Source organism: Streptomyces sp. WMMC940 (genome assembly GCF_027460265.1).
Lineage (GTDB): Bacteria > Actinomycetota > Actinomycetes > Streptomycetales > Streptomycetaceae > Streptomyces.
The window spans coordinates 3,779,872-3,795,214 of the sequence record NZ_JAPZBC010000001.1; the positions used below are offsets into that span (position 1 = coordinate 3,779,872).

The window sequence follows — 15,343 nt, forward strand, 5'->3', positions numbered from 1 at the left end:
GCTCTACTCCTCGTCGTGCTCTGAGGCCGAGGGCTCCGCACCCTGGCCGTTCCCGGCGTCTGCGGTGGCCTCGGGGGTCCCGGCCTCGGCACCCTCTTCGGCGCCCTCGACCCCGTCGACCTCCTCGGCCTCGCGGCCGGCCTCCGCGTTGCGCGCGATACCCACGACGGCATCCCGCTTGCCGAGGTTGATCAGTTGGACGCCCATGGTGTCACGGCCCGTCTCCCTGACTTCATTGACTCGCGTACGAATCACACCACCGGACAACGTGATGGCGAGGATCTCGTCGGTCTCCTCGACCACCAGCGCGCCGACCAGCGAACCGCGGTCCTCCACGATCTTGGCGGCCTTGATGCCGAGGCCACCGCGGCCCTGGACGCGGTACTCGTCGACGGCGGTCCGCTTGGCGTACCCGCCGTCCGTGGCAGTGAACACGAAAGTACCGGGCCGCACCACATTCATCGACAGGAGTTCGTCGCCCTCGCGGAAACTCATGCCCTTCACCCCCGACGTGGCACGGCCCATCGGCCGCAGCGCTTCGTCCGTCGCGGTGAACCGGATCGACTGGGCCTTCCTGCTGATCAGCAGCAGATCGTCCTCGGCCGACACCAGCTCGGCGCCGATCAGCTCGTCATCCCTGCCGTCCTCCGTCTCGCGGAGGTTGATCGCGATGACGCCGCCGGAGCGCGGGGAGTCGTAGTCCTTCAGCGGGGTCTTCTTCACCAGGCCCGCCTTGGTGGCGAGGACCAGGTAGGGCGCGGCCTCGTAGTCGCGGATCGCGAGGATCTCGGCGATCTGCTCGTCCGGCTGGAAGGCCAGCAGGTTGGCGACGTGCTGGCCGCGGGCGTCGCGGCCGGCGTCCGGCAGCTCGTACGCCTTGGCCCGGTAGACCCGTCCCTTGTTGGTGAAGAACAGCAGCCAGTGGTGCGTGGTGGAGACGAAGAAGTGGTCGACGATGTCGTCTTCCTTGAGCTTCGTGCCCCGCACGCCCTTGCCGCCGCGCTTCTGCGAGCGGTAGTCGTCGGTCTTCGTGCGCTTCACATAGCCGCCACGCGTGATCGTGACGACGATGTCCTCCTCGGCGATCAGGTCCTCGATGGACATGTCGCCGTCGAAGGGCACGAGCTTGGAGCGCCGGTCGTCGCCGAACTTCTCGACGAGGGCGGCCAGTTCCTCACTGACGATGCCGCGCTGCTTCTCGGGGGAGGCGAGGATCCGGTTGTACTCGTTGATCTTCGCCTGGAGCTCGTCGTGCTCCTGCACGATCTTCTGGCGCTCCAGGGCGGCCAGCCGGCGCAGCTGCATCTCGAGGATCGCGTTGGCCTGGATCTCGTCGATCTCCAGCAGGCCCATCAGGCCCTCGCGTGCGACCTCGACCGTCTCGCTGCGCCGGATCAGCGCGATGACCTCGTCGATCGCGTCGAGTGCCTTGAGCAGACCGCGCAGGATGTGGGCGCGCTCCTCGGCCTTGCGCAGCCGGAACTTCGTCCGGCGGACGATGACCTCGATCTGATGCGTCACCCAGTGGCGGATGAACGCGTCCAGCGACAGCGTGCGCGGCACCCCGTCGACCAGCGCCAGCATGTTGGCGCCGAAGTTCGTCTGCAGGTCGGTGTGCTTGTACAGGTTGTTGAGGACGACCTTGGCGACGGCGTCGCGCTTCAGCACGATGACGAGGCGCTGACCCGTGCGGGACGAGGTCTCGTCCCGGACGTCGGCGATGCCGCCGACCTTGCCGTCCTTCACCAGGTCGGCGATCTTCTGCGCGAGGTTGTCCGGGTTGACCTGGTAGGGAAGCTCCGTGACCACCAGGCACTGGCGGTTCTGGATCTCCTCGACCTCGACGACCGCGCGCATCGTGATGGAGCCGCGACCGGTGCGGTACGCCTCCTCGATGCCCTTGCGGCCCACGACCAGCGCACCGGTCGGGAAGTCAGGGCCCTTGATCCGCTCGATCAGCGCGTCGAGGAGCTCCTCGTGAGTGGCCTCCGGGTGCTCCAGGGCCCATTGGGCTCCGGCCGCGACCTCGCGCAGATTGTGCGGAGGGATGTTGGTGGCCATACCGACGGCGATACCGGCGCTGCCGTTGACCAGCAGGTTCGGGAAGCGTGACGGCAGGACCGTCGGCTCCTGGTTGCGGCCGTCGTAGTTGTCCTGGAAGTCGACGGTCTCCTCGTCGATGTCCCGGAGCATCTCCATGGACAGCGGCGCCATCTTGCACTCGGTGTAGCGCATGGCGGCCGCCGGGTCGTTGCCCGGGGAACCGAAGTTTCCGTTCGAGTCCACCAGCGGCATCCGCATCGACCACGGCTGCGCGAGACGGACCAGCGCGTCGTAGATCGAGGAGTCGCCGTGCGGGTGGTACGTACCCATGACGTCACCGACGACGCGGGCGCACTTGTAGAAGCCCTTCTCGGGCCGGTAGCCGCCGTCGTACATGGCGTACAGCACACGGCGGTGGACGGGCTTGAGGCCGTCCCGCACGTCGGGCAGCGCACGCGACACGATGACGGACATCGCGTAGTCGAGGTAGGAGCGCTGCATCTCCGTCTCGAGCCCGACGGGCTCGATCCGCAGCTGCGGGCCTTCCTCTTCGGTGCCGGTGGTGACGGGAGCGGGGGCGTCCCCGTTGGGGACGGGGGAGGTCTCGTCGGCCATTGCTGGTCTTCAGTCCTTTCGAGCGGTCAGCTGAGACCGACTCAGATGTCGAGGAAGCGGACGTCCTTGGCGTTGCGCTGGATGAAGGAGCGCCGTGCCTCGACGTCCTCGCCCATCAGCACCGAGAACAGGTCGTCCGCCTGCGCGGCGTCGTCCAGCGTGACCTGGCCGAGGACCCGGTGCTCGACGTCCATCGTGGTGACGCGCAGTTCCTCGGCGTTCATCTCACCAAGGCCCTTGAAGCGCTGGATCGAGTCTTCCTTGATCCGCTTGCCCTGCTGCTTGCCGAGCTCGACGAGGGCGTCGCGCTCCCGGTCCGAGTACGCGTACTCGAAGTCGTCGCGGCCCCACTTGATCTTGTAGAGCGGGGGACGGGAGAGGAACACGTGGCCCGCCTCGACCAGCGGCCGCATGAAGCGGAAGAGGAAGGTCAGCAGCAGGGTGTTGATGTGCTGGCCGTCGACGTCGGCGTCCGCCATCAGGATGATCTTGTGATAGCGAAGCTTCTCGATGTCGAAGTCTTCGTGGATACCGGTGCCGAAGGCCGAGATCAGGGCCTGGACCTCGGTGTTCTGGAGGATCTTGTCGACCCGCGCCTTCTCGACGTTCAGGATCTTGCCTCGGATCGGCAGGATGGCCTGGTACATCGGGTTGCGGCCGGACTTGGCCGAGCCGCCGGCGGAGTCACCCTCGACGATGAAGATCTCGCACTTGGTGGGGTCGTTCGACTGGCAGTCGGACAGCTTGCCCGGCAGCGAGGCGCTCTCCAGCAGGCCCTTGCGGCGCGTCAGGTCGCGGGCCTTGCGGGCGGCGACACGGGCCGTGGCGGCCTGGATGCCCTTGCGGACGATGTCCGCCGCCTCGTTGGGGTTGCGGTCGAACCAGTCGGTGAGGTGCTCGTTGACCACCTTCTGGACGAAGGTCTTCGCCTCCGTGTTGCCCAGCTTGGTCTTGGTCTGGCCCTCGAACTGGGGCTCGCCCAGCTTGACCGAGATGATCGCGGTCAGGCCTTCGCGGATGTCCTCACCGGTGAGGTTGTCGTCCTTCTCGCGCAGCAGCTTCCGGTCCCTGGCGTAACGGTTGACCAGACCCGTGAGCGCGGCGCGAAAGCCCTCCTCGTGGGTACCGCCCTCGTGCGTGTGGATCGTGTTCGCGAAGGAGTAGACACCCTCGCTGTACTGCGAGTTCCACTGCATCGCGACCTCGACGGAGAGCAGCCGCTCCTTGTCCTCGGCCTCGATGTCGATGACCGTGGGGTGGATCAGCTCGCCCTTGCGCGAGTTCAGGTACGTCACGAAGTCGACGATGCCGCCCTCGTAGTGGTACTTGACCGTGCGCGCCTGGGGCTCGGCCGCCGCCTCCGCGTCCGGGTCGTCCGCGCCGACGGTCGCCTTCGCGGACTCGCGCTCGTCCGTCAGCGTGAGAGTGAGGCCCTTGTTGAGGAAGGCCATCTCCTGGAAGCGACGCGAGAGCGTCTCGAAGGAGTACTCCGTCGTCTCGAAGATGTCCGGGTCGGCCCAGAACGTGACCGTGGTGCCCGAGTCCTCGACCGGTTCGTGCTTCGCCAGCGGGGCGGTGGGCACGCCCGTCTTGTAGTCCTGCGTCCACCGGTAGCCGTCACGCTTGATCTCCACCGAGACCCTGGTGGAGAGCGCGTTGACGACGCTCACACCGACGCCGTGCAGACCGCCGGACACGGCGTAGCCGCCGCCTCCGAACTTGCCGCCCGCGTGCAGGACGGTGAGGACGACCTCGACGGCCGGCTTCTTCTCCACGGGGTGGATGTCGACGGGGATGCCACGGCCGTTGTCCACGACCCTGACCCCGCCGTCGGCGAGGATCGTCACGTCGATCGTGTCCGCGTGCCCGGCCAGGGCCTCGTCCACGGAATTGTCGACGACCTCCTGGACGAGGTGATGAAGACCACGCTCACCGGTCGACCCGATGTACATGCCGGGGCGCTTGCGGACCGCGTCCAGACCCTCGAGGACGGTGATCGCGCTGGCGTCGTACGAGGACGGCCCCAGGCCCTCGCGGGTCTGGTCGGCGGCAGTGGAAGGAATGTTCTCGTTGGGGTTGCCGGAATCGGCCACGAAGCGCCCTTTCTGGCACAGCACAAACCGTTCTCCGGGCAAGCCGGACCGGCTGCGTCGTTCGGCTGTAATCGACGTGTCCCGCACAGTGGCGGGATTCTCTACCAGTCTACCGGTACCGCAGACACGAATGGGGGTTTGCCGGTACCTGAGTCCGCATGTGCCGCCCTCAACGGGCGGCTGCCGACTCCCCATATTCGGGAAGGGCCCCCAAGGGGCTCACACGGGCTTTGAGAGCTTCGGCCTGTCAACCTCCGGCTACGGTGAGGGACACCCCCTGAGCCCCACGAGCACCACCGCTCCCGAGAACGGGCCGGTGGGCGGCACGGGCACGGTGACCGGAGGCGCATCGGGAACGCTTGCAGGGCATCTGACCTGCGGCGATGATCTCCCTCGGCCGGCTCGGGGTCGCACGGCGGAGAGTGAGGGGCGCGGATGGGCACGGCGTTCCCCGGCTGACGTCCCGTCCGGATCCGGGGAGATCGGGGCACAGCGCCTCCGGAAGCGTGTGCGCCGGGCGGCTGTCCACAGGCTGGGGACCGAAATGCCGGACCCGCGCGGGAAACCGCCCGCGGCAGCCTTCGGCGGGAAGGGGCCACTGGCGCGTGTGATGCGGACCACTCCACGAAGGCGGCGGGGGAGACGGGCCGTCGGCCGTGGTGGCCCGCTGCGTACGGGACAAGCCGACGTCCCGACCCCCGGCGGGCTCAGCCGTAGGTGTCGCCGGGGCCCGTACTGCCGGGCGCGCGCAGGGGACCGAAGCGGCGGGCGGGGCCGCCGGGACCCAGAACCCTAATCATACGAACCGTGCCCTGGCCGAGATCCTCGTTCAGCCGGGCCACGAGCCGGGGCGCGAGCAGCCGCAGCTGGGTCGCCCACGCCGTCGAGTCGCACTGGACGGTGAGGACGCGCTCGTCCGGATCCTCGTCGTACCGCAGTGGAACGCAGTGCTTCGCCAGGTCCTCGCCCACGATCTGCGGCCAGCGGCCCATCACGCCGCCCACCGCCGCAGGCGTCTCCCAGCCCCGCTCCGTGATCAACCGGTTGATCGCCGCGCCCAGCGGCAAGGGGTCCCGGCCGTCCGCACGGGCCCCGGACCGCAATCCGCCGCCCCGCCTGGCCTGGCGTTTCTCCTGCGCGGCCGCACCCCGGGCGCGGGCCTGCTCCTTCGCCGCGCGCAGCGCCACACGTGCGAGATCGACACCGGAGGGCTCGGGCGCCGGGTTCGACGCCGGCCCGGACAGCGGGCCCGTCCCGGACGACGGCGGAATCTCGTTCCCGCTCATACGCGCTCCACCACTCCGTCCGCGACCCTGTACCGCGCCCCCGCCAGCACCCCCGGAACGTCGTCGTCCACCGCCGCCGTCACCAGCACCTGCTCGCCCGGAGCCACCAGCTCCGCCAGCCGCTCCCGCCGCCGGGCGTCGAGTTCGGCGAACACGTCGTCGAGCACCAGCACCGGTTCGTTCCCCTCGGCCCGCAGCAGGTCGTACGAGGCCAGCCGCAGCGCGAGCGCGTAGGACCAGCACTCGCCATGACTCGCGTAGCCCTTCGCCGGCATCTCGCCCAGCTTGAGCAGCAGCTCGTCGCGGTGCGGTCCGACGAGCGTGACCCCGCGCTCGATCTCCTGCCGGCGCGCTTCGCCCAGCGCGGCCACGAGCTGCTCGCACAGCTCCTCGCGCGACCGGGCCGGGCCGCCGCCCGCCGACCCGCGGTACTCCAGCGTGACCGGACCGCCCCCGGGAGCCAGCTGCTCGTAGGCCTTGTCGGTCAGCGGCTGCAGGGTGGCGATCAGATCCAGCCTTCGCGCCAGCAGCTCCGCTCCGGCCCGGGCCAGGTGCTGGTCCCAGACGTCCAGGGTCGACAGGTCCATGGAGCGGCCGCCGTGCCGGCGCGCCATCGCCGCCGACTTCAGCAGGGTGTTGCGCTGCTTGAGCACCCGCTCGTAGTCCGACCGCACTCCGGCCATCCGAGGAGAGCGTGCCGTGATCAGCTCGTCCAGGAAGCGCCGGCGTTCGCCGGGATCGCCCTTCACCAGGGCCAGGTCCTCCGGCGCGAACAGCACGGTCCTGACGATCCCCAGCACGTCCCGAGGCCTGACCTGCGAGGATCTATTGATCCGCGCCCGGTTCGCCTTCCCCGGGTTGAGCTCCAGCTCGATGAGCTGTGACCGCTCCCCCTGGGCGACCGCGGCCCTGATGACCGCCCGTTCCGCCCCCATCCGCACCAACGGCGCGTCCGAGGCGACGCGGTGGCTGCCGAGCGTCGCGAGATAGCCGACGGCTTCCACCAGATTGGTCTTGCCCTGCCCGTTGGCCCCCACGAAAGCGGTGACGCCCGGCTCGAGCGAGACCTCGACCCGGGCGTACGAGCGGAAGTCGGCCAGCGACAGATGCGTGACATGCATATGGACGCCGACCTCCCCCGGCCTACCGCTCATTGCTCCAGGACAGACCGTTTGCCGCAGTCTGTGGATGACTAGTTGCTCTCGACCGCGTGCCCGCCGAACTGGTTCCGCAGGGCGGCGATCATCTTCATCTGCGGGGAGTCGTCCTGACGGGACGCGAACCGCGCGAACAGGGACGCGGTGATCGCCGGAAGCGGCACCGCGTTGTCGATCGCGGCTTCCACGGTCCACCGGCCCTCGCCGGAGTCCTGCGCGTAACCGCGGATCTTCTCCAGGTGCTCGTCGTCGTCCAGCGCGTTGACCGCGAGGTCGAGCAGCCAGGAACGGATCACCGTGCCCTCCTGCCACGAGCGGAAGACCTCGCGCACATCGGTGACGGAGTCCACCTTCTCCAGCAGCTCCCAGCCCTCGGCGTAGGCCTGCATCATGGCGTACTCGATGCCGTTGTGGACCATCTTCGCGAAGTGCCCGGCGCCGGCCTTGCCCGCGTGCACCGCGCCGTACTCGCCCTCCGGCTTCAGCGCGTCGAAGACCGGCTGCACCTTGGCGACGTTCTCCTCCGAGCCGCCGTACATCAGCGCATAGCCGTTCTCCAGGCCCCAGACGCCTCCCGACACACCGCAGTCGACGAAGCCGATGCCCTTGATGCCCAGCTCGACGGCGTGCCTCTCGTCATCCGTCCAGCGGGAGTTGCCGCCGTCGACGACCACGTCACCGGGCGACAGCAGCCCGGCCAGCTCGTCGATGGTGGCCTGGGTCGCGGCGCCGGCGGGGACCATCACCCACACCACCCGCGGACCCTCGAGCCCGTCCACGAGTGCCTCGAGGCTGGGGACGTCGGAGAGGTCCGGGTTGCGGTCGTAACCGATGACGGTGTGGCCTGCGCGGCGGATACGCTCGCGCATGTTGCCGCCCATCTTGCCGAGGCCGACGAGACCGAGCTCCATCAGAAAGAATCCTTACGGTGTGGTGTTTCGTACCCGCGTCCGAGCCTACGCCGGGGGACGGGCACACACCTGTGGGGTCCAGCGCTCATAAGTACAGGCCGGACAAGGGCTGAAGCGGTCCGGCACTCCGGCCGGACCGGGGCTCAGCCGCTGAGGCGCACCGGCATGATCAGGTACTTGTACGCCTCGTCCGCCTCCGCGTCCACGGCGGGCTTGCCGCTGAGCAGCGCCGGCTTGGTGGAGGTGGTGAAGGAGAGCTGCGCGACCGGGGAGTCGATGGCGCTGAGCCCGTCCAGCAGGAACGTCGGGTTGAAGGCGATCGAGATGTCGTCGCCCTCCAATTGGGCGTCCACCCGCTCCACAGCCTGTGCGTCGTCGCTGGAACCGGCCTCCAGGATCAGCACGCCCTGCTCGAAGCTGAGCCGGACCGGCGTGTTGCGCTCGGCGACGAGGGCGACGCGCTTGACGGCCTCGACGAACGGGGCGGTCTCGATCACGGCCACCGAGTTGAACTCGGTGGGGAAGAGCGTCCGGTACTTCGGCAGGTCGCCCTCGAGCAGTCGCGTGGTCGTCCGCCGCCCGGCGCCCTCGAAACCGATCAGCCCCTCCCCGGAACCAGAGCCGGACAGCGCCAGCGTGACCGTGTCACCGCTGGTCAGGGCCTTGGCGGTGTCGAGCAGGGTCTTGGCGGGCACCAGGGCGACCGCGGAGGCGTCCGGGGACTCCGGCTTCCACAGGAACTCGCGGACCGCAAAGCGGTAGCGGTCGGTGGAGGCCAGGGTGACGGTGTCCCCCTCGATCTCGATCCGCACACCGGTGAGCACGGGCAGCGTGTCGTCGCGGCCGGCGGCGATGGCGACCTGGGCGGCGGCCGAGGCGAAGACCTCGCCGGGGACGGTGCCGGTCGCGGTGGGCATCTGCGGCAGCGCCGGGTACTCCTCCACAGGAAGGGTGTGGAGTGTGAAGCGGGAGGAACCGCAGACCACGGTCGCCCGTACGCCGTCTGTGGAAATCTCCACCGGGCGGTTGGGGAGGGCGCGGCAGATGTCGGCGAGAAGCCGGCCGGAGACGAGGACCGTCCCGTCCTCCTCGACCTCGGCCTCGACCGAGACCCTCGCGGAGACCTCGTAGTCGAAGCTGGAGAAGCTGAGCGCGCCGTCCTCCGCCTTCAGAAGAAGGCCCGCGAGAACGGGCGCCGGCGGACGTGCCGGGAGGCTCCGGGCCACCCACGCCACCGCCTCCGCGAGTACATCGCGCTCCACCCGGATCTTCACCGGAACCGCCTCCTGCTGTTGCTCGCTCGCCCTGCCGGCCTTCTTCGGCACCCGGCGCCCCGACCGGTGGTGGGGTCCGATGCCGGAGACCAGTCTGACGCACCGCACGGACACTCGGTGCGGCTCGGGGTCAAGTCGAGACGTGTGGCAGCCGGGGCTCCGGCAGCGAGTTGTGCACAGGCCCCCCTTCCAAGCGAATTCCCCGGTATCTCTGAGTGGGAGTAGTAGTAGGGGCTGTGGAAACCGTGGATAACGCCATCCACGCAGGTCAGACCCTAATTTTTGTCCACCGGCCCTGTGGGCGGGAGCAGTGGACAACCTGGGCGCGCTGTGGACATCGGAAAGTTCTGCACACCCGATGCACAGGCCACAGGGACTTCTCCCCAGCGCCGTCCCCAGCTTTACCCACGTTCCCCACAGCCCAACCCAGCGCCCTGGTGTGACGCCTTTCACTCGCTCCAGTGAGTTCGGGCGTTTCGTTGCCGAACAGTGGACAGGCGTGTGGAGAAGCTGTGGGCAACGCCGCCGTGCCTGTGGGCCGGGTGGGGACAACGCGGATCCCACCCTGTGGACGGCCTGTGCGTCCACAGCCTGTGGAGCCCGGTTGGACACAAATCCACAACCTGCTGACCAGCCATGATCAAGTCGAGACCGCCGCTCCTGTGGACGCAATCTGGACAACTCACGGGTCCCCAGGCTGTGGACGGAAGATTCCTCCCACATCTGTGGAGAACGGTCGTGACGTGCCATCTATTCGAACAGCGTGAGGGCGTCCGGGCGTCGGCGGCCAGGAGAAGGCTGGAGGAGGACGGGGCGGAGAGGCCGGATGCCGGCGGGGCGATCCGCAGACGTCGAGGCGCCGGACGCGGGGCCGTCCGCCCGGTACTACCGGCCGCGCGGGAATCGGAGCCGCCCGGCGCCCACCGGCCAATGGGGGATCGGAACCACGCGGGCAACGGCCCGGGCTGCCGCCCGCCGCCTCAGTGCGGGCGCCCGGCGCGGGTGTGGGTGCGGAGCCAGCCGTGTCCCCGCCGATCGGTGTGCCGGCGCTGGGCAGGGACGCGGTCGCCGTGCGCGGCCGGCCGGCGGAGGGGCTCGGGTGGCCGTGGCCCCGCCCGGTCTGTCAGCCGTTCTTGATGCGGTTGGTGAGCTCGGTGACCTGGTTGTAGATGGAGCGTCGCTCGGCCATCAGCGCGCGGATCTTCCGGTCCGCGTGCATCACCGTCGTGTGGTCACGCCCACCGAACTGCGCACCGATCTTCGGCAGCGACAGGTCCGTGAGCTCCCGGCACAGGTACATGGCGATCTGACGCGCGGTCACGAGGACCCGGCTGCGCGAGGAACCGCAGAGGTCCTCCACCGTCAGCCCGAAGTAGTCGGCGGTCGCCGCCATGATCGCGCTCGCGGTGATCTCCGGGGCGGAGTCCTCCCCGCCCGGGATGAGGTCCTTCAGGACGATCTCGGTGAGGCCGAGGTCCACCGGCTGCCGGTTCAGGCTCGCGAACGCCGTGACCCGGATCAGCGCGCCCTCCAGCTCGCGGATGTTCCGCGAGATCCGGGAGGCGATGAACTCCAGCACCTCCGGCGGCGCGTTGAGCTGTTCCTGTACCGCCTTCTTGCGCAGGATCGCGATGCGGGTCTCCAGCTCCGGCGGCTGGACGTCGGTGGTGAGACCCCACTCGAAGCGGTTCCGCAGCCGGTCCTCCAAGGTCATCAGCTGCTTGGGCGGCCGGTCGGAGGACAGCACGATCTGCTTGTTGGCGTTGTGGAGCGTGTTGAAGGTGTGGAAGAACTCCTCCTGCGTCGACTCCTTGCTCGCGAGGAACTGGATGTCGTCGACCAGCAGGATGTCCACGTCGCGGTAGCGCTTGCGGAAGGTGTCGCCCTTGCCGTCGCGGATCGAGTTGATGAACTCGTTGGTGAACTCCTCCGAGCTCACGTACCGCACCCGGGTGCCGGGGTAGAGGCTGCGCGCGTAGTGCCCGATGGCGTGCAGGAGATGGGTCTTGCCGAGCCCCGACTCCCCGTAGACGAAGAGGGGGTTGTACGCCTTCGCCGGTGCCTCGGCCACGGCGACGGCGGCCGCGTGGGCGAACCGGTTGGACGCGCCGATGACGAAGGTGTCGAAGAGGTACTTGGGGTTCAGCCGGGCGTGCGGCTCACCCGGCCCGGGGGCCGGCGCGGGCTGCGCGCCGAGAGGACCGGGCGCCCCACTGCCACCGGGCGCACCCGGCGCTCCGACCCCCGGGCCGCCGTGCCGGGGGGCCCCCGGGTCCGGGAGCTCGTGCCGGTCGCGGCGCTGGTGGTCGTACTGCCCGCGGTCGGGCATGGGCGAGCGGTAGTCGTGCTGCGGCTGCGGGGGGCGGGCCGTTGCGTAGGGGTCGCGCTCCTGGAAGCCGCCGAGCCGGGGCTGCTGCCAGGACAGGTCCTCCTGGGTGCGCGGCCAGGCGCCGGGCTCAGGGCGCTGCTGCTGGTACTCGGGATAGGCGGGGCGGGCGCTCGGCAGGCCGTCGTCGTCCCCGGACCGGTGGCCGTAGCCTTCGTAGGCGTCACCGTGGCGCGGCTCGTCGTGCTGCGGACCCTGGTAGCGGGGAGGCTGCTGCACGGGCGGCGCCGGCGCGGCGACGGGCTCGGCCGCGGAGTCGTCGACGGTGATCGCGATCCGGATCGGGCGTCCGCATTCGCGGCTGAGGGTGTCGCTGATCAGGGGCGCCAGTCTGCCTTCGAGCACGCGCTTGCCCCATTCGTTGGGGACGGCGAGGAGAGCGGTGTCGGCCACCAGCGCCAGCGGCTGGCAGCGTTCGATCCACTGCTTGTCCTTGGGCTCGATGCCCTGCTGGCCTTCTCCGAGAAGCTGTTCCAGCACTCGTGGCCACACTGCGGCAAGATCGGCAGGTACGTCAGCCACAAGGCACGCTCTCTCACAGGTCCCACGAATATGTGGTTCTCGGGACGGGTCGGTCAGGCCCGGCAGGCGGGTAGGAAAGGAATTCGAGTCCAGTCACGGTAGTCAGGGCGACCCGTGCGGTTCAAGTTGTTGTCCACAGCCTGTGTACAGTCGGTGCCGCAGTGACCCTGGTTTGACCGGATGGCGTAGCCGCGCGTACCGTAACCAGGTCGAGTTGTCGATGGCTGCTGCCGCCTGCCTCCGATGGGCAAAGATCACGATCAGTAGATCACGATCGGTGATTGTGAAGCGGTGCACTCGGGCGTATTGCGAGCTACTCGTGGGCGCACGGTGACAGCCAGGCGATGCCCCGCCACCACACGAATCATTACTGGAGCCCCCGAGTGAGCAAGCGCACCTTCCAGCCGAACAACCGTCGTCGCGCGAAGACCCACGGCTTCCGGCTGCGGATGCGCACCCGTGCCGGCCGCGCGATTCTCGCGTCCCGCCGCAGCAAGGGTCGCGCCCGCCTGTCCGCCTGATCTGCAGCACAGGTCATGACGTGCTGCCTACCGAAAATCGGCTGAGGCGGCGCGAGGACTTCGCGACCGCGGTACGCCGGGGACGCCGGGCCGGACGCCCGCTTCTCGTCGTCCATCTTCGCAGCGGTTCAACGGACCCGCACGCGCCTGGGGAGAGCGCTCCCCCGACGCGTGCGGGTTTCGTCGTGAGCAAGGCGGTAGGTGGTGCGGTGGTGCGGAACCGGGTGAAGCGCCGGCTACGCCACCTGATGCGCGAACGACTGTCCGAGCTGCCCCCCGGTAGCCTGGTGGTCGTACGGGCGCTGCCCGGAGCGGGCGACGCCGAGCATGCACAGCTGGCCCGAGACCTGGACGCCGCTCTCCAGCGGCTGCAGGGAGGGGGCGCGCGATGAAGTACCCGCTGCTGGCTCTGATCAAGCTGTACCAGTGGACGATCAGCCCGCTGCTGGGCCCCGTCTGCCGGTACTACCCGTCGTGCTCCCACTACGGGTACACCGCCATCGACCGGCATGGCGCGGTGAAAGGCACGGCACTGACTGCCTGGCGCATCCTGCGGTGCAACCCGTGGTCGCCTGGCGGTGTGGACCATGTCCCTCCCCGTAAACGACCTCGTTGGCACGAGCTGCTGCGCGACCACCTGCGCGGCGGCAAGGGCGGGCAACCCCCTGAGACCAGCCCGGCCGCAGAGACCTCGCCCAATGCTCAAGGAGCCTGATTAGTGGACACGATTGCCAGTCTCTTCAGCTTTATCACCACACCCGTCTCCTGGATCATCGTCCAGTTCCACAAGTTGTACGGGGCGATCTTCGGCCCGGACACGGGCTGGGCATGGGGACTGTCCATCGTGTCCCTGGTGGTGGTCATCCGTATCTGCCTGATCCCGCTCTTCGTGAAGCAGATCAAGTCGATGCGGAACATGCAGGCGCTCCAGCCCAAGATGAAGGCGATCCAGGAGCGCTACAAGAACGACCGACAGCGTCAGTCCGAAGAGATGATGAAGCTGTACAAGGACACGGGTACCAACCCGCTGTCCTCGTGCCTGCCCATCCTCGCGCAGTCGCCGTTCTTCTTCGCGCTGTACCACGTGCTGAGCAAGATCGCCTCGGGTGACACCATCGGCGTCCTCAACCAGCAGCTGGTGAACAGCGCGCGCGAGGCCCACATCTTCGGTGCACCGATCGCCGCGAAGTTCACGGACTCCGCGGAAAAGGTCGCAGCGCTCAACGCCTCTGTGACGGACGTCCGGGTCGTCACCGCGATCATGATCGTCCTGATGTCCGCGTCCCAGTTCTACACGCAGCGCCAGCTGATGCAGAAGAACGTGGACCTCACGGTCAAGACGCCGTACATGCAGCAGCAGAAGATGCTGATGTACATCTTCCCGGTGATCTTCGCCGTCACGGGTATCAACTTCCCGGTCGGTGTCCTCGTCTACTGGCTGACCACCAATGTGTGGACCATGGGCCAGCAGATGTACGTGATCAACCAGAACCCGACGCCCGGTTCCAAGGCACAGGACAACTATCTGCAGCGTCTGCTGAAGAGCGTCAGCTCTCACGGAGAGGTTCGTGGTCGTCGCAGGCGTTCGGTCGTCCAGGGCATCGTGGCCAAGGGCGCGGACCGCAATGACAACGAGCGCAAGTTCATCGCCGGCCTGACGAAGGCGGGCTTCGCGGCTCAGGCGGACGGCACCGTGATCAAGAGCGACATGGTCACGGCGGATGCCGAGACTGGCGCCGCCGCCCGGCGTCAGCAGCCCAAGCGTCAGAGCAAGGCCCAGCGTCAGTCGGGCGGTACCCATCAGACGGGCGAGACCAAGCCTTCGCTGGAGAAGCAGCAGGACACACCGCCGAAGCCGGCGGGCAAGAGCTCTCCCGGTACCCCTCGCCAAGCCAAGTCCGGACAGCGCAAGGGCTCGCAGCGGCCCAAGCACCCGTCGTCCAAGAAGTAAGAAGGAGTCCATCCGTGACGGAAGGCACCACCTCCGCCGCCGCCGAGGGTGGCGACACTCTGACCCGCCTGGAGCAGGAGGGGGAGATCGCCGCTGACTACCTCGAGGGCCTGCTCGATATCGCCGATCTCGACGGCGACATCGACATGGATGTCGAGGCGGACCGGGCCTCGGTATCGATCATCAGCGACTCGGGCAGCCGTGACCTGCAGAAGCTCGTGGGCCGCGACGGCGAGGTGCTGGAGGCGCTCCAGGAGCTGACCCGCCTTGCTGTGCACCGGGAGACCGGGGACCGCAGCCGCCTGATGCTGGACATCGCGGGCTTCCGTGCCAAGAAGCGTTCCGAACTCGCGGAGCTCGGCGCCAAGGCCGCGGCCGAGGTCAAGAGCACGGGTGAGCCCGTGAAGATGAAGCCGATGACTCCGTTCGAGCGGAAGGTCGTTCACGACGCGGTCGCGGCCGCCGGTCTGCGCAGCGAGTCCGAGGGCGAGGAGCCGCAGCGCTTCGTCGTCGTCCTCCCTGCCTGACCTACAGCATTCTGTCGGCCCCGTCTGTTCGCAGGCGGGGCCGAACTTTGTCAGCCT

12 protein-coding genes are annotated in these 15,343 nt (G+C 68.6%); 5 read left to right on the forward strand and 7 right to left on the reverse strand.

Annotated elements, in window-relative coordinates:
• Positions 1-3 precede the first annotated feature (3 nt).
• The 7 genes from gyrA to dnaA all read right to left on the reverse strand — a co-directional run bounded on the left by gyrA (position 4) and on the right by dnaA (position 12,287).
• On the reverse strand, positions 4-2,658 hold the full coding sequence (gene gyrA, locus O7595_RS16570; RefSeq protein ID WP_269729453.1) for a DNA gyrase subunit A: 2,655 nt from the start codon (positions 2,656-2,658) through the stop codon (positions 4-6).
• Positions 2,659-2,699: 41 nt separating this feature from the next.
• The gene (gene gyrB / locus O7595_RS16575) at positions 2,700-4,775 is read right to left on the reverse strand and encodes a DNA topoisomerase (ATP-hydrolyzing) subunit B (protein WP_269729454.1); all 2,076 of its coding nucleotides are present in this window, start codon (positions 4,773-4,775) and stop codon (positions 2,700-2,702) included.
• Between the two features lie 683 nt (positions 4,776-5,458).
• Positions 5,459-6,037, reverse strand: coding sequence for a DUF721 domain-containing protein (locus tag O7595_RS16580; protein ID WP_269729455.1), 579 nt, complete (start codon positions 6,035-6,037; stop codon positions 5,459-5,461).
• Entirely contained in the window at positions 6,034-7,158 is a 1,125-nt protein-coding gene (gene recF, locus O7595_RS16585; protein WP_269732515.1) for a DNA replication/repair protein RecF, read from the reverse strand. Before recF ends, O7595_RS16580 begins: the two co-directional genes overlap by 4 nt.
• Positions 7,159-7,229: 71 nt before the next feature.
• Positions 7,230-8,105 (reverse strand): phosphogluconate dehydrogenase (NAD(+)-dependent, decarboxylating), encoded by an 876-nt coding sequence (gene gnd / locus O7595_RS16590; protein WP_269729456.1) that lies wholly within the window; start codon positions 8,103-8,105, stop codon positions 7,230-7,232.
• A gap of 143 nt (positions 8,106-8,248) precedes the next feature.
• Positions 8,249-9,379: a DNA polymerase III subunit beta gene (gene dnaN / locus O7595_RS16595; protein WP_269732516.1), complete on the reverse strand. Its 1,131-nt coding sequence runs from the start codon at positions 9,377-9,379 to the stop codon at positions 8,249-8,251.
• A 1,123-nt stretch (positions 9,380-10,502) separates the two neighbouring features.
• Positions 10,503-12,287 carry a chromosomal replication initiator protein DnaA gene (gene dnaA / locus O7595_RS16600; RefSeq protein ID WP_269729457.1) on the reverse strand — a complete coding sequence of 595 codons (1,785 nt, stop codon included), beginning with the start codon at positions 12,285-12,287 and terminating at the stop codon, positions 10,503-10,505.
• Between the two features lie 383 nt (positions 12,288-12,670).
• Between dnaA and rpmH the strand changes: the two genes are divergently transcribed.
• The 5 genes from rpmH to O7595_RS16625 are packed head-to-tail and all read left to right on the forward strand — an operon-like array spanning position 12,671 to position 15,286.
• Positions 12,671-12,808 carry a 50S ribosomal protein L34 gene (rpmH, locus tag O7595_RS16605; RefSeq protein WP_003956500.1) on the forward strand — a complete coding sequence of 46 codons (138 nt, stop codon included), beginning with the start codon at positions 12,671-12,673 and terminating at the stop codon, positions 12,806-12,808.
• Positions 12,809-12,828: 20 nt separating this feature from the next.
• Positions 12,829-13,200: a ribonuclease P protein component gene (gene rnpA, locus O7595_RS16610; RefSeq protein WP_269729458.1), complete on the forward strand. Its 372-nt coding sequence runs from the start codon at positions 12,829-12,831 to the stop codon at positions 13,198-13,200.
• Positions 13,197-13,523 (forward strand): membrane protein insertion efficiency factor YidD, encoded by a 327-nt coding sequence (yidD, locus tag O7595_RS16615; RefSeq protein ID WP_109295069.1) that lies wholly within the window; start codon positions 13,197-13,199, stop codon positions 13,521-13,523. Before rnpA ends, yidD begins: the two co-directional genes overlap by 4 nt.
• A 3-nt stretch (positions 13,524-13,526) precedes the next feature.
• Positions 13,527-14,759, forward strand: coding sequence for a membrane protein insertase YidC (gene yidC, locus O7595_RS16620; RefSeq protein ID WP_269729459.1), 1,233 nt, complete (start codon positions 13,527-13,529; stop codon positions 14,757-14,759).
• 14 nt (positions 14,760-14,773) lie between these two features.
• Positions 14,774-15,286 carry a Jag family protein gene (locus O7595_RS16625; RefSeq protein WP_269729460.1) on the forward strand — a complete coding sequence of 171 codons (513 nt, stop codon included), beginning with the start codon at positions 14,774-14,776 and terminating at the stop codon, positions 15,284-15,286.
• The last annotated feature ends 57 nt before the right edge of the window (positions 15,287-15,343 follow it).

Coding starts and splice junctions, on each gene's coding strand:
- yidD (WP_109295069.1), top strand. CDS start 13,197: ATGAAGTACCCGCTGCTGGCTCTGATCAAGCTGTACCAGTGGACGATC.
- gyrA (WP_269729453.1), bottom strand. CDS start 2,658: ATGGCCGACGAGACCTCCCCCGTCCCCAACGGGGACGCCCCCGCTCCC.
- O7595_RS16580 (WP_269729455.1), bottom strand. CDS start 6,037: ATGAGCGGGAACGAGATTCCGCCGTCGTCCGGGACGGGCCCGCTGTCC.
- recF (WP_269732515.1), bottom strand. CDS start 7,158: ATGCATGTCACGCATCTGTCGCTGGCCGACTTCCGCTCGTACGCCCGG.
- gnd (WP_269729456.1), bottom strand. CDS start 8,105: ATGGAGCTCGGTCTCGTCGGCCTCGGCAAGATGGGCGGCAACATGCGC.